The sequence below is a fragment of the Longimicrobium sp. genome (genome assembly GCF_048594345.1).
In the GTDB taxonomy this organism is placed as follows: Bacteria; Gemmatimonadota; Gemmatimonadetes; order Longimicrobiales; family Longimicrobiaceae; genus Longimicrobium.
The window spans coordinates 23,243-36,277 of the sequence record NZ_JBMDXM010000136.1; the positions used below are offsets into that span (position 1 = coordinate 23,243).

Annotated in this window: 9 protein-coding genes and 2 tRNA genes; 8 read left to right on the forward strand and 3 right to left on the reverse strand. The window is 68.5% G+C overall.

Translation table 11 applies throughout. From position 1 onward, the window contains the following. Positions 1-179: 179 nt before the first annotated feature. The 4 genes from ACOJUJ_RS15035 to ACOJUJ_RS15050 all read left to right on the forward strand — a co-directional run bounded on the left by ACOJUJ_RS15035 (position 180) and on the right by ACOJUJ_RS15050 (position 6,255). Positions 180-1,925, forward strand: coding sequence for a dynamin family protein (locus ACOJUJ_RS15035; RefSeq protein WP_420127708.1), 1,746 nt, complete (start codon positions 180-182; stop codon positions 1,923-1,925). 476 nt (positions 1,926-2,401) lie between these two features. Next, on the forward strand, positions 2,402-2,590 hold the full coding sequence (locus tag ACOJUJ_RS15040; RefSeq protein ID WP_420127709.1) for a hypothetical protein: 189 nt from the start codon (positions 2,402-2,404) through the stop codon (positions 2,588-2,590). Positions 2,591-2,990: 400 nt separating this feature from the next. Further along, a complete protein-coding gene (locus ACOJUJ_RS15045) occupies positions 2,991-3,866 on the forward strand; it encodes a manganese catalase family protein (RefSeq protein WP_420127710.1) in 876 nt (291 codons plus the stop codon). A gap of 325 nt (positions 3,867-4,191) precedes the next feature. Beyond that, positions 4,192-6,255, forward strand: coding sequence for a M13 family metallopeptidase (locus ACOJUJ_RS15050; protein ID WP_420127711.1), 2,064 nt, complete (start codon positions 4,192-4,194; stop codon positions 6,253-6,255). Positions 6,256-7,013: 758 nt separating this feature from the next. Here the strand turns inward: ACOJUJ_RS15050 and ACOJUJ_RS15055 are convergent. From ACOJUJ_RS15055 to ACOJUJ_RS15065, 3 genes are all read right to left on the reverse strand, one after another. After that, positions 7,014-7,086: transfer RNA gene (locus ACOJUJ_RS15055), tRNA-Lys, on the reverse strand. Positions 7,087-7,107: 21 nt separating this feature from the next. Beyond that, positions 7,108-7,181, reverse strand: a tRNA-Glu gene (locus ACOJUJ_RS15060). Then, on the reverse strand, positions 7,172-8,545 hold the full coding sequence (locus tag ACOJUJ_RS15065) for a hypothetical protein (protein WP_420127712.1): 1,374 nt from the start codon (positions 8,543-8,545) through the stop codon (positions 7,172-7,174). Before ACOJUJ_RS15065 ends, ACOJUJ_RS15060 begins: the two co-directional genes overlap by 10 nt. A gap of 475 nt (positions 8,546-9,020) precedes the next feature. Between ACOJUJ_RS15065 and ACOJUJ_RS15070 the strand changes: the two genes are divergently transcribed. The 4 genes from ACOJUJ_RS15070 to ACOJUJ_RS15085 all read left to right on the forward strand — a co-directional run bounded on the left by ACOJUJ_RS15070 (position 9,021) and on the right by ACOJUJ_RS15085 (position 12,634). Continuing rightward, positions 9,021-10,544 (forward strand): Ig-like domain-containing protein, encoded by a 1,524-nt coding sequence (locus ACOJUJ_RS15070; protein WP_420127713.1) that lies wholly within the window; start codon positions 9,021-9,023, stop codon positions 10,542-10,544. 127 nt (positions 10,545-10,671) lie between these two features. After that, entirely contained in the window at positions 10,672-11,100 is a 429-nt protein-coding gene (locus tag ACOJUJ_RS15075) for a plastocyanin/azurin family copper-binding protein (RefSeq protein WP_420127714.1), read from the forward strand. Positions 11,101-11,165: 65 nt separating this feature from the next. Further along, positions 11,166-12,254 (forward strand): cupredoxin domain-containing protein, encoded by a 1,089-nt coding sequence (locus tag ACOJUJ_RS15080; protein ID WP_420127715.1) that lies wholly within the window; start codon positions 11,166-11,168, stop codon positions 12,252-12,254. After that, positions 12,251-12,634, forward strand: a complete 384-nt coding sequence (locus ACOJUJ_RS15085; protein WP_420127716.1) for a cupredoxin domain-containing protein — start codon at positions 12,251-12,253, stop codon at positions 12,632-12,634. The genes ACOJUJ_RS15080 and ACOJUJ_RS15085 overlap by 4 nt, the downstream gene beginning before the upstream one ends. Positions 12,635-13,035: the final 401 nt, after the last annotated feature.

The window sequence follows — 13,035 nt, forward strand, 5'->3', positions numbered from 1 at the left end:
ACCGGCGCTCTTCGCCGTCTGACGCCGGGTCGATGCCCGCCGACGTACGTCCCAACAGTGTGCTCACCTCGCTCCATCACCCCTGTACCGCTTGCGCGGCCCCGCGTTTGCGAAAGATTGTGCGGTTGCTCGGCAGACCGGCCGGGGAGTGCTTACTGACGACGACGGGGGAGACGGGGATGGTCATCGGCAAGCTGCTGCGGCGCAACAGGATCCTTGGCGACCGCGAGGCCGAGCTGCGCGCCCGCGAGCGCGAGCTGCTGGACCGGCTGGGCAAGGCGTTCGAGCGCTTTGGCACGGACGTGGACCCCGACGACCTGCGGCACTTCAACCAGGCCAGCGAGCAGCTGAACGGACTGTTCCTGCTGGTGATCGCGGGCGAGTTCAACAGCGGCAAGAGCAGCTTTATCAACGCCCTGCTGGGCGAGCGCGTGCTGCCGGAGGGGGTTACGCCCACCACCGACCGCATCAACGTGCTCAAGTGGGGCGACGAGGTGAGCGACGAGCTGGTGGAAGCCTACCTGCTGGAGCGCACCCACCCCGCGCCGCTGCTGCGCGACATCAACATCGTCGACACGCCGGGCACCAACGCGGTGCTGCGCGAGCACGAGGAGCTTACCCGCGACTTTGTCCCCCGCAGCGACCTGGTCCTGTTCGTCACCTCGGCGGACCGGCCGTTTACCGAAAGCGAGCGCGGGTTCCTAGAGCAGATCCGCGCCTGGGGCAAGAAGATCGTCTTCATCGTCAACAAGATCGACATCCTGGGCGGCGAAGACGACCGCACCACGGTGCTCAAGTTCGTCCGTGAGAACGGGGCGGCGCTGCTGGGCGAGGAGCCGCTGGTGTTTCCCGTGAGCGCGCGCGACGCCATGCAGGCGCGCACCGCCAACGACGAGGCCATGTGGGCGCGCAGCGGCTTTCGCGAGGTCGAGGACTTTCTGCTCACCACGCTGGACCAGCAGGAGCGCATCCGCCTGAAGCTGCTGAACCCGCTGAACGTGGGCCTGAAGCTGGCGGCCAAGTACAAGGAGACGGCGTTCGAACGGCTCAAGCTGCTGGCGGAGGACGTATCGACGCTGCAGAACATCGACCAGCAGCTGGCCGCGTTTCACCAGGACATGCTCAAGGACTTCGGGCCGCGGCTGGGGCGGCTGGACGCGCTGCTGAACGAGATGGAGGTGCGCGGCCTGAACTTTTTCGACGAAACCATCCGCTTTGGCAAGATCCGCGAGCTGATGCAGACGGAGCAGGTGCGGCGCGACTTCGAGCGGGTGGTGGTGGGCGAGACGCCGAAGCTGATCGACGACGAGGTGGGGCGGGTGATCGACTGGATCGTGGAGCGCAACCTGAAGCTGTGGCAGGACATCAGCGCCTACATCGAGCGCCGCCAGATCAACCGCCACCGTGAGGGGATGATCGGCGAGGTGGGGCGCGGCTTCAACTACAACCGCCAGGCGCTGCTGGACAGCATCGGGCGCGCGGCGGGCGAGGCGGTGGGGGGATTCAACCGCGAGGCCGAGTCACGCAAGCTGGCCGAGGAGGTGCGCGGCGCGTCGGGCGTGACCATGCTGGCGGGCGCCGGCGTAGGCCTGGGCGTGCTGATGACGGCCATGCTCACCGGCTCGCTGGCCGACATCACCGGCATCACGCTGGCGGCCACGGGGCTATACGTGATCCCCGCGCGGCGCCGCCAGGCCAAGGCCGAGTTCCAGAAGAAGGTCAGCGAGGTGCGCGGCCGGCTGAACGAGGCGCTCACCCGGCAGGTGCACAGCGCCGTGGCCGACTCGCAGGACAAGGTGAACGAGTCCATTGCCCCCTACCGCCGCTTTGTGCAGGTGCAGCAGGAACAGCTGAACGAGGCGCGCGGAGAGCTGGTGGTGGCGGAGGATGCGCTGCTGCGGCTGCGGACGGAGATCGGTGGGTAGGGACGTGCGTTAGTGCGGGAGTGCGGGAGTAGAAACGGAGGGGGAGGACGGGTGGCCGTCTTCCCCCTTCTGTTTTGGGATTGATTTCCGGATCGGATAAAATCCGTGAAAGACTATTACGGAAGACCACTGTGAGGTATTGAGAAACCTCCGTTTTCCCCTCCAGAAGTGCTGTCATCCTGAGGAAGCGCACGCCTGAACCGTCCTGGTCACAAGAGCTTGCCCGCGACCGAAGGATCTTTGTCGGGTCGCGACGGCCTGAGCCTTCGGGAGCTGTTCACATCCCTCGCCGTGCAGGCAAAGGTCCTTCGGGCGGCGCCCTACTCTTTCCAAATTCGGCCGCGAATCCCGAGAATGATTTTTCGGAAAATCATCATGCATCCACCCCTTTCCTTATCCGTCTGTTTATAGTATAATGCTGTGTGGTGGGGAATTCGCCGCACCGCGTTCTGCCAGCCTACCGGAGAGATACGACGATGAAGCTGAACCTGGACGACGTAGCCGTGACCTCGTTTTCGACCTCCGATGGGCTTGGGGAAGACGGGCTGATGGCGGACATCAACACCCGCAGCTGCCCGCAGCCGATCTACACGCGCGATGGGGCAAATACCTGCTACTGCAGTAACGCGGTAGGCTGCGGAACGAACGGCATGTACGCCTGCTGATCCTGGCGTAAAAACCGGCAGTACGTGTGAGATTCAGGGAGGGGAGGACGGGCATCCGTCCTCCCCTTTCGTGTTACGGTCAACGGCGGCGCTACCGGCGGCCGTGCTCCCACGCTGTCCCGTTCATCGTCCACCGCCACCCAGGTACCGCCGAGCGAATCCGACGTGTACCGGCCCGGGATACCCACCGTTCCACCCATTTCCCGAGGCTCTGCCGGTTGGGCTGGGGTGTCCCATCTCACGCAGGACCATGGAACGGCGGCAACCTTCTACAAGGCCTTGCTGGTGATCCGGATGCGGTACAGGGCGTGCCACGGGAACGCCGCTCCTTTTTTCGGCCCTGGGCAGCTGAGGCGGGCACGCACCGGCCCGGGCTACACCACAAAGGAGAGGCGCGGAGATGTTCATTCACGACAAGCGGCTGCAGTACCACGCAAAGCCCGACCGGCCCGATCCCCTGTTCGCCAAGAAGCTGCAGGAGCCCCTGGGTGGCCAGTGGGGCGAGATCAGCGTGTTCATGACCTACCTGTTCCAGGGGTGGAATTGCCGCGGTCCCAAAAAGTACCGCGACATGCTGCTGGACATTGGCACCGAGGAGATTGGCCACGTGGAGATGCTGGCCACCATGATCGCCCGGCTGCTGGAGGGCGCGCCGCTCAAGGCGCAGGAAGACGCGGCCAAAATCCCCATCGTGGGCGCGGTGATGGGCGGCGACGACACGCGCGACCTGATCGCGGCGGCCATGAACCCGCAGCACCTGATTGTAAGCGGCGGCGGCGCGCTTCCCGCCGACAGCGTGGGCTTTCCCTGGACGTCGCGCTACACCATCGCCAGTGGCAACCTGCTGGCGGACTTTCGCTTCAACGTGACGGCAGAGTCGCAGGGGCGGCTGCAGGTGGCCCGCCTGTACGCGCAGACCGACGATCACGGCGTGCGCGACATGCTCAAGTTCCTGCTGGCGCGCGACACCATGCACCAGAACCAGTGGATCGCCGCCATCGCCGAGCTGGAGCGCGACGGCCTGGAGACCACGCCCACGCCCAGCACCTTCCCGCTGGAAGAGGAGCTGCGCTCGGTAAGCTACCAGTTCTGGAACAACTCCGTGGGCACGGACAGCGCCGAGGGCGCATGGGCCAGCGGGCCGACGCCGGACGGCAAGGGGGCGTTCGAGTACGTGGAGAACCCGGTGCCGCTCTCCGAAGAGCCGGAGCTGGGCCCCGGCGACCCGCGCCTGCACGGCACACCTCCCATGCCCATCCCCCCCGTTTCCGGCTGACGGGAACGACGGAAAAACATCACGCGGAGGCGCGGAGGAACCGATGAGGCGCGGAGGCGTTTTGGGCGTTCCCTCCGCGCCTCTTCTGTATTGCTTCGCGCCTCCGCGTGAACATCGTTCCCCTCACTGCACATCGAAATCCGGGAGATGGTATGAGTCCTTTGCGGCATCACCCGCTCACTCTGCCAAAGCCGTGTCTTCCTCGCGCGTAACCATCAATGTAGATTGGGGTTACAGGAATTGTATACTGCATTCCAGCGTTTTGGGGGGCTCGGCTGTCCTGGCTGGTAGCGCTTCCGTTTTTTCCATCTCAACATCCCGGAGCATGGCCACACTCAAGTCCGTTTCGCTGTTCGCGGCGGGGCTGCTCACCGTCACCGCCATGGGTGCCTGCGCGCCCGGCACGCCCGCGAACGGCGCCGACGCGCCCTCCCCGGCGCTGGCACTGGGGGTCGACACCACCGGATTCGATCGCGGCGTTCGCCCGCAGGACGACTTTTTTGCGTACGTGAACGGCGGGTGGGTTCGCAACACGCAGATCCCCGCCGACCGCACCAGTACGGGCACCTTCCTGCTGCTGCGCGACAACGCCCAGGCGGCCCTGCGCGCCATCATCGACTCCGTGTCGGCGGCGCCCAACGCGGCCGGCAGCGAGGGGCAGAAGGTGGGCGACCTGTACCGCAGCTTCATGGACACCGCCCGCGTGGACCAGCTGGGCGCGGCGCCCGTGCAGGCCGACCTGCGGCGCATTGCGGCGGTGAGCGGGCGCAGCCAGTACCCGCAGCTGTTCGCCGAGATGCGGCGGATGGGCGTGGGGACGCCGTTCGCCTTTGTCGTGCAGCAGGACCAGGGCAACTCGTCGCGGTACGCCGTGATGGTAAGCCAGTCGGGGCTGGGGCTGCCGGACCGCGACTACTACCTGGTCGACAACGAGCGCAACACGGCCATTCGCCAGGCGTACTCCACGTACCTGGAGACGCTGTTCCGGCTGTCGGGGCAGGCTGATGCGGCGGGCGCCGCGCGCCGGGTGCTGGCGTTTGAGACGGCGCTGGCGCGCGTGCAGTGGGACCGCACCCGCAACCGCGACCGCAACGCCACCTACAACCCCACGGCGCTGCCGACCCTGCAGGCCCGCACGCCGGGCTTTCAGTGGGCATCCTACTTTTCCGCCGCCGGCCTGCCGGCGCTGGACAGCGTGATCGTGCGCCAGCCGGACTACTTCAACGCCGTCGACGCGCTGCTGGCCGCCACACCGGTGGACGACGTAAAGGCGTACACGGCGGCGCGCCTGCTGGACGGCGCGGCGCAGTACCTGAGCCGCGACTTTCGCGACGCGCGCTTTGCGTTCCGCGGCCGCGTGCTGAGCGGGCAGGAGCAGGAGCGCCCGCGCTGGGAGCGGGGCGTGACGGTGGTGGAAGGCGCGCTGGGTGAGGCGGTGGGCCGGCTGTACGTGGGGCGCCACTTCTCTGCCGAGAACAAGGCGCGCATGGAGGAGCTGGTGGCCAACCTGATGACGGCGTACCGCGAGGCCATCGACGAGCTGGAGTGGATGAGCCCGGCCACCAAGGCGCAGGCGCAGGACAAGCTGGCCAGCTTTAGCGTCAAGATCGCCTACCCCGACGAGTGGGAAGACTACTCGGCGCTGGAGATTCGCGCCGACGACCTGCTGGGCAACGTGCGCCGCGCCGCGGAGTTCGATTACGCGGACATGATCGGCCGGCTGGGCGGGCCGGTGGACCGCGGTGCGTGGGGGATGACGCCGCAGACGGTGAACGCGTACTACAACGCGGTGAACAACGAGATCGTGTTCCCGGCGGCCATCCTGCAGCCCCCGTTCTTCAACCCGGCGGCGGACGACGCGGTGAACTACGGGGCCATTGGCGCGGTAATCGGGCACGAGATCAGCCACGGCTTCGACGACCAGGGCCGCAAGAGCGACGGCGCGGGCAACCTGCGCGACTGGTGGACGGCCGAGGACGCCAGGGCGTTCGAGCAGCGCGCCACCATGCTGGCGGAGCAGTACGGGGCGTTCGAGCCGCTGCCCGGCGCGCGGGTGAACGGACGGCTTACGCTGGGCGAGAACATCGGCGACGTGTCGGGGGTGGCCATTGCCCACCGCGCGTACCGCAAGTCGCTGGAGGGCCGCGCGGCGCCGGTGATCGGCGGGTTCACGGGCGACCAGCGCTTCTTTCTGGGATACGCGCAGGTGTGGCGCACCATGTACCGCGACCAGGCGCTGCGCCAGCTGCTGCTGACCGATTCGCACTCGCCCGGGATGTACCGCACCAACGGCGTGCTGGCCAACCTTCCGGCGTTCTACGAGGCGTTCAACGTGCGCCCCGGCGACCGGATGTACCTGCCGCCCGAGCGCCGCGTGAAGATCTGGTAATCGGCGCTCGGGGAAGAGTGATGATTTCCTGAGCGGCTGTTGCCGATCCAAACACCTGGGCCGTCATCCTGAGGAAGGCGCCGCGCTGCATCTTGTTGGTACGATGCAGCCTGGCGCCGACCGAAGGACCTTGCCGGCACAACCGAGTGGCTGGATTGCCGCCATGCAGCCAGCCGTGAGGCGGCCGAGAGAAGGGCGGTTACGCGCGGCACTCCCTCGAAGGGGTGTTGAGAAACCTCGAATCGTGTCAGTCATCCTGAGGGAGGCGCCGCTCCATAACCTGCTCGTACACACTACCCTGGCGCCGACCGAAGGACCTTGCCGGCAGAAGCGTGAGGCTGGCTTCATGCCCCGCATCAAGCCCCACGGTGGCGGAAAGAAGGTCCTTCGGTCGCGCGTAAGCTCTTGTGATCCTGAAGGTTCCGCGTGGCGCTCCCTCAGGATGACTGTGCGCTGCCGGTACGAAGAACCGAGTTTCTCAACCCCCTCTCAGGATGACTGATACCGCTTCTGCCAATTCACCGTGCATTCTGGCTTTTTCGGCTGGATCTCACGCGGAGGCGCGGAGGTAGCCTGGTTTTCTCCGCGCCTCCGCGCCCTCTGCGTCTCCGCGTGACACCGGCAGTAGAACTCCGCGTGCACGGCGAATCAGGGGAATCGGTGTGATCCTGGAAGGAAGCGATTGAGGATGGCGAAAAGCCCCGGTCCGCATCAGCGGGCCGGGCGTTTTCGATTCCTGCGAACCGCGAAAGGCGGGGAGCCGGCGGCTGGGGTCGAACCAGCGTCCAGCCGGTTAAGAGCCGGCCGCTCTACCACGCTGAGCTACGCCGGACCCCATCCTTCCACAGTCTGCTCCGGCACCCGGGGTCGAACCGGGGGCCACCCGGGTGAGTGCCGGGCGCTCTACCGCGCTGAGCTATACCGGAGCGTTCACCTGCATCTGCGGCTTTCCCGAAAAGTAGCCAAGCTTCCGCAGCATGTCGGCCAGGAACGGGTTGGCCACCGTGACGCCGTGTACAAGTTCGGGCGTGGGGCGGAAGGGCGCAACCGCCCCGTGCGGCCGCGGCGCCACCCACCCGGACCTGGCCGGGTCCAGTCCATGGCGGCGGCACGCCTCCACCACCATGGGCAGGGTGCATGCCTCCGCGCCGGAAAGCACCCGCCACGGCAGCGGCAGCTCGTTCCACACGAACAGGTTGGCGTCCGGCGGAGATCCCTCGGCACGATGCCACGCCGCCACGTCGCCCGCGATCAGCCGCATGGCCTTGCCGGGAAGAAAGCGGTCCAGCAGGTCTTCCCACTCCAGCGCGTACAACAGGCCGATCCAGTTGTCGCGCGCGGTGTTCCACGCGCCCGCCGTGTTGTTCCAGGTGGTGCTGTCGTCGCCGCGCTTTACGACCATGCTGGAGCGGTCGAGGGAGGAGCGCGTCCACGTTTCCTCCAGCACCTCGGCAACCTTCTGCAACACGCCGTACCAGCGTCCCACCAGCTCGCCCGCCTGGCGCTCCGACAGGCGGCGGAAGATCTCCACGCGCGGATACACGTGGGCGACGGTCCACCAGGCGGCGGACGGATTCCGCTCGCAGCGCGCGAAGAGCATGGCGGCTACCTCGTCGTACGCGCGCTGCTGGCCGCTGATGGTGAACTCCGAGCGCAGGTTGCGGCGCGCCGTGTAGTACGCCGCGAACGCAGCCGCGTCGGGATCGGCCGCGAACTCGTCCCACGACAGCCGCGAGGCCAGGCCGGACTTGCCCACCATCTGCAGCTCGCGCTTGCGGATCTCGCGCACCAGGCGCTGCAGCTTGGCCTCCATCCGCGCCAGCAGGCGAAAGCGCTTGTTGTAGCCGCGGCGCGACAGCTCCATCCCCAGCTCCTTCCGCTGCCCGTGGGTCAGGCGATGGTCGCGGTAGTCACTCTGGCCAAAGACCTTGCCAATCTCCTGGCCCATGGCGCGGATGAACGCCTCCACCGCGTCCGGGTTGGAGCAGAGATCCCCGTTCAGCGGATACGCGGAGCGGAAGAGTTCGCTGGCACGCGCCACCTGCCGGTCTGCCCCCACGGGCCGTGCGAACTCCTGCGCCATGGACGTATAGCCGAAGATGCGGCGCGCCAGCGACCCGCGCGCCGCCGTCTCCAGCACGTGCGCCTCCTGCCGCGTGAGCGAATCGCCCAGCAGCTCGCGGATGGTTTCCGCCACGTCCTCGGGCCTGCGCCGCGCGGACAGCGACGCGTACAGCTCCCGCATCGCCTCCTGACCCGCCGTGCTGGTGGTCATCCTGGTTGCGTTCATCGTCATGACATCATCGCGACCCTGACGGGCCCTCTCCCCCGCCATGCCTTTCGCTCGTTCCTCGCGGAGAGGGGAGACTTCGATCCGGCTTCGGAAACCCTGCGGTCACCTCATAGTTCCTTCCGCGAACGGAAAGTTGGGTACGCGTCCTCTCTCCCCCGCGTTTGCGTGAGGTGAGGGCTCCGCGCGGACCCGGCTGGATCCCTCCTTTCAACTCCCCCTGCATCCACACCACGAACGACGTGGTGCGACACGCGGTGAGGCACTCCGCAACAGGGTGTCTCGAAACGAGACACGCCGGAGACAAACGTTCCCCATCCACTCATCATCGTAAATCCCCCAGCCAGAACGATTAAGCCTTCACCGCGCCGGCGGAATGGGGCGGGTCCCCGTGTTGCCTTGGGATGTGACGAGGCGCCGGTCCCCCGTCCCGCATCCCGCTGGGCACCCGGCGTTGGAAGCAGAAGGAGGCTGGATGCAGTTCAGGTTGCTTGCCGCACTCGCACTGGCGTTGTCGACGGCCGCGTGCGGAGGCGGGGGCGCGGCTCCCGTCACCGGCGGCGGCGGAGAAACGCCCGCGCTGGGCTCCGTGTCGCTGACCCACCCCGCGGGCGCGGCGTCCGTGGGCGACACCATGATCCTCACCATCGAGGCGCGCGACGGCGCCGGACAGCCGGTCGCCGGGATTCAGCCCACGTTCACCAGCAGCGACCCCACGGTGGCGACGGTAGACGCGGCGGGCGTGGTGCGCGGCCTCAAGGCGGGCGCGGCCACCATCACCGCGTCCGTCACGGTCGGCGCAATCACCAGGACGGCCAACTTTGGCGTGGCGATCCTGGCCCCCACCACTCCGCCGCCGGCCAGCAACAACGCCATCGCAGCGTTCGCGCTGAACCCGGCGACGGTCACGCGGGCCCCCGGCGGCACGGCGCCGCTGGAGCCGGGGGCCACCAGCGCGGCGGGCGCGCGCGTCACGCCGCTGCCGACGGTCACGTGGGCGGTGCAGGACGGCGCAAAGGCCAGCATCTCCGCGGGCGTCGTCACGGCCGTTGCGGCGGGGGCGACCACCGTTACCGCGTCGTTCACGGCGGACGGGCGGACGTGGATGGCCAGCGCCAACGTCATCGTCACCTCGCCGGCGCCCCCGGCCGCGCCCACGAACGCGACGGTGCAGGGGGTGGAGGATGCGTTCTCGCCATCCGCCGTCACCATTACCCCCGGCGGCACGGTCACGTGGACGATGGTGGACGAGGAGCACGACGTCACCTGGACCGGCGCGGCACCTCCGGGCGGCAACATCGGCAGGATCGATGACGACGAGTCGGCGTCGCGGACGTTCTCCACCGCGGGCACCTACGCCTACACCTGCAGCCGCCACGACGGCGACCACGGCGGCACGGTGACGGTGCAGGGCGGCGGAGCCGGCGGCGAACCCTCGGTGCTCACCTCAGTCGTCATCTCCCCCGCCAGCCCGTCCGTGGCGGTCGGCGGCACGCTGCAGCTCACGGCCACGGCGCTGGACCAGGCCGGCCGGACGATGACGGGCCTTCCCGCCGCGCAGTGGTCCACCGCCGATGCTACCCGGGCAACGGTCAGCGCTTCGGGCGTAGTCGCCGGCGTCGCGACGGGGACGGTCGGCATCACCGCCCGCATCACCCAGGGCGGCACCACCCGCGAGGCGACGGTGAACGTGACCGTTGGCGGGACCACGCAGCCGCCACCCTCCACCGGCGCCCCGCTGACGGCCACGGTCACCACGCCGGGCGAAAGCTTCAGCCCCGCGGCGGTCACCATCCGCACGGGCGGCACGGTGACCTGGCAGTTCACGGGAAGCACGCGGCACAACGTCACCTTCAGCGGCACCGCGCCCACCGGCGGCAACATCCCCGATACGGACGCGGGCGGCTCGGCGCAACGGACGTTCGCCGCGGCTGGCACCTACAACTACACGTGCACCCGGCACTCCGGGATGAACGGGTCGGTGACGGTGCAGCCATAGGGGAGTGCGGGAGTGCGGGAGTGCGAAAGTGCGAAAGTCGAACTGAAGGATTGGCGGGCCGATCGAGTGAATCGGCGCGCCGGACAGAATCGAAATCAACCCCCAACGCTGTAACAGGAGCACGACGATGAAGAAGACGCTGATTACCCTGCTGGCCGTGGCCATCGCCGCACCCGCCGCGGCGCTGGCGCTGCGGGCCCAGGCCGATCCCGCGCCGCCGCCGGCCACGCACGAGGTGCGGATGGTGATGGAAGGCACCAGCGCCCGCTTTGAGCCGGCCAACCTCACCATCCGCGGCGGCGACCGCATTCGCTTTACCACCGTGAGCGGCGGGCCGCACAACGTGGCGTTCGACCCGGCCAGGGTGGCCGACGCGGCCAGGGCGCGGCTGAGCGCGGGAATGCCGGGGCAGATCCAGCCGCTCTCCGGCGCGCTGGTGATCAACGCGGGCGACAGCTACACGATGACGTTCGACGGCGTGCCCGCGGGGCGGTACGAGTACTACTGCATGCCGCACATGGGGATGAACATGAAGGGCGTGATCACCGTCCAGTGAGCGCCGTCCCACCCGACCGGGGGCGGGCCCGCGCGGCCCGCCCCGTCCCAGACCGGAGGCACCCCTTGATCCGCATCCGCATCGCCGTGCTCGCCGCCGCGCTGGCCCTTCCGCCGGCGGCCGGCGCACAGTCCCTGCTGGACCGACCGCCCAACCTGTCCGGCAACTGGGTGGGCAACCGCGGCACGCTGTACTTCAACTTCCTTCACCGCTTCAGCGCCAGCGACGCGCCCGTCCGCAAGGTGAGCAACGTGCCCACCTTCACCGTGGCCGCCGGGCTGGGGTTACGGTCGATGGTGGGATTTCACTATGCCACCAACTCCGCGCTGGCGCCCGCCTACCCCAACGAGTGGGAGATCTGGGGCCGGCACCAGCTGCTGAGCCAGGAAGGCGGCGGGCCCGTGGACCTGGCCGGGCAGGTGGCGTACAACATGGCCGCGGACGGTGTGGACGGTGAGGTGTCGCTGGCGCGCCGCTTTGGCGGCGTTCGCCTGGTCACGGCGGCGCGCGTGCTGAGCGACCCGCTGGAGGCGGGTGAGCGGCGATTCGCGCTGGCGGGCGGCGGCACGGTGCGGCTGAACCGCTACTTTGCGCTGGGCGGCGACGTGGCCAGCCTGATGGACCGCCAAGAAGGCGAGGAGCTGGCGTGGAGCGCCGGGCTGCATCTGGCCATCCCCCACACGCCGCACACGCTGTCGCTGCACGCGGCCAACACCAACGCGTACACGCTGCAGGGCCTGTCGCGCGGCGAAGACTTTGTGCGCTACGGCTTTGAGTTCACCATTCCGCTCACCCTGGCGCGCTGGTTTGGGCCGGGGGCCAGCGGCGCGGCGCACGGCGGACCCGTTCCCGCCCCGCCGCCGGGGGCGCCCGCGGACGCCACGCCCAGCGCGGTGGCGGACGGGTCGGTGACGCGGGCGGGGATGCGCAACATGGCCTACACGCCGGCGCGCATCGAGATCGACGCGGGGGGCACGGTGGAGTGGACCAACAACGACCCGCTGGCGCACACGGTCACCGCGGCGGACCGCGGCTTCGACTCGGGGCTCATCCAGCCCGGCGGCACGTGGAGCCACACCTTCACCACGCCCGGCACCTACGACTTCAACTGCACGCCGCACCCGTTCATGAAGGGAGTGGTGATCGTACGATGAACACGCGAGCCGCCTACAGCTTTGCGTGCGCCGCCTTTGCCGCCGTCGTCGCTGCGGGTTCGCTGGCCGGGTGCTTTTCGGAGCGCGTGGCGGGCGGCAGCCCGCCCGGCGGAGACCTGTGCGAGGGCACGCCCGACAACACCATCCAGATCCGCAACTACGCCTTTGTGCAAACGCAGCTTACGGTGGCGCGCGGCACGCAGGTCACCTGGGTGAACTGCGATCAGGACGTGCACACCTCCACCTCCGACGCCAACGTCTGGGATTCCGGCGCCATCAATCCCGACGGCACCTTTCAGCGCAGGTTCGATGCGGCGGGGTCGTTCCCCTTCCACTGCACGCCGCATCCGGGGATGAAGGCGACGATCATCGTGACGTGAAGGAGTGACCGGGGGAACGGGGGGCACGGGGACAAGGCGAAGCGGTGCGGCTCGACGACAGGCATTGAGCTGCGTCCGACGCGCCCCCGCCGGGCGAGCACCACTCGCCCACCTCCCCCAAAAAAGACTGGGGGAGGTTAGGGATGCCGACAGATGGGGCTCGGCGACGGGCATTGCACTGCGCCCGACGGGATGCCCCTCCCCCGGCCCCTCCCCGTTCGTTCCTCACGGAGAGGGGAGAATTCGTCCCGCTTCGATTGCCTCCGGAGCGCACCGCACCTTCCCTAACGCCAACCCCTCCCCCGAAGTTGGGGGAGGGGTCGACCGCCGTTGCGAGGTACGTGCTGAAGGCCGGTCGGTGGAGAGGGCCGGTCCGGAGCGGGTGGCGCTTCGACATGCTT

What these genes read in the sequence shown, in the direction of transcription:
- ACOJUJ_RS15035 (WP_420127708.1), top strand. Translation starts at nt 180, where the DNA reads ATGGTCATCGGCAAGCTGCTGCGGCGCAACAGGATCCTTGGCGACCGC.
- ACOJUJ_RS15040 (WP_420127709.1), top strand. Translation starts at nt 2,402, where the DNA reads ATGAAGCTGAACCTGGACGACGTAGCCGTGACCTCGTTTTCGACCTCC.
- ACOJUJ_RS15045 (WP_420127710.1), top strand. Translation starts at nt 2,991, where the DNA reads ATGTTCATTCACGACAAGCGGCTGCAGTACCACGCAAAGCCCGACCGG.
- ACOJUJ_RS15050 (WP_420127711.1), top strand. Translation starts at nt 4,192, where the DNA reads ATGGCCACACTCAAGTCCGTTTCGCTGTTCGCGGCGGGGCTGCTCACC.
- ACOJUJ_RS15065 (WP_420127712.1), bottom strand. Translation starts at nt 8,545, where the DNA reads ATGAACGCAACCAGGATGACCACCAGCACGGCGGGTCAGGAGGCGATG.
- ACOJUJ_RS15070 (WP_420127713.1), top strand. Translation starts at nt 9,021, where the DNA reads ATGCAGTTCAGGTTGCTTGCCGCACTCGCACTGGCGTTGTCGACGGCC.
- ACOJUJ_RS15075 (WP_420127714.1), top strand. Translation starts at nt 10,672, where the DNA reads ATGAAGAAGACGCTGATTACCCTGCTGGCCGTGGCCATCGCCGCACCC.
- ACOJUJ_RS15085 (WP_420127716.1), top strand. Translation starts at nt 12,251, where the DNA reads ATGAACACGCGAGCCGCCTACAGCTTTGCGTGCGCCGCCTTTGCCGCC.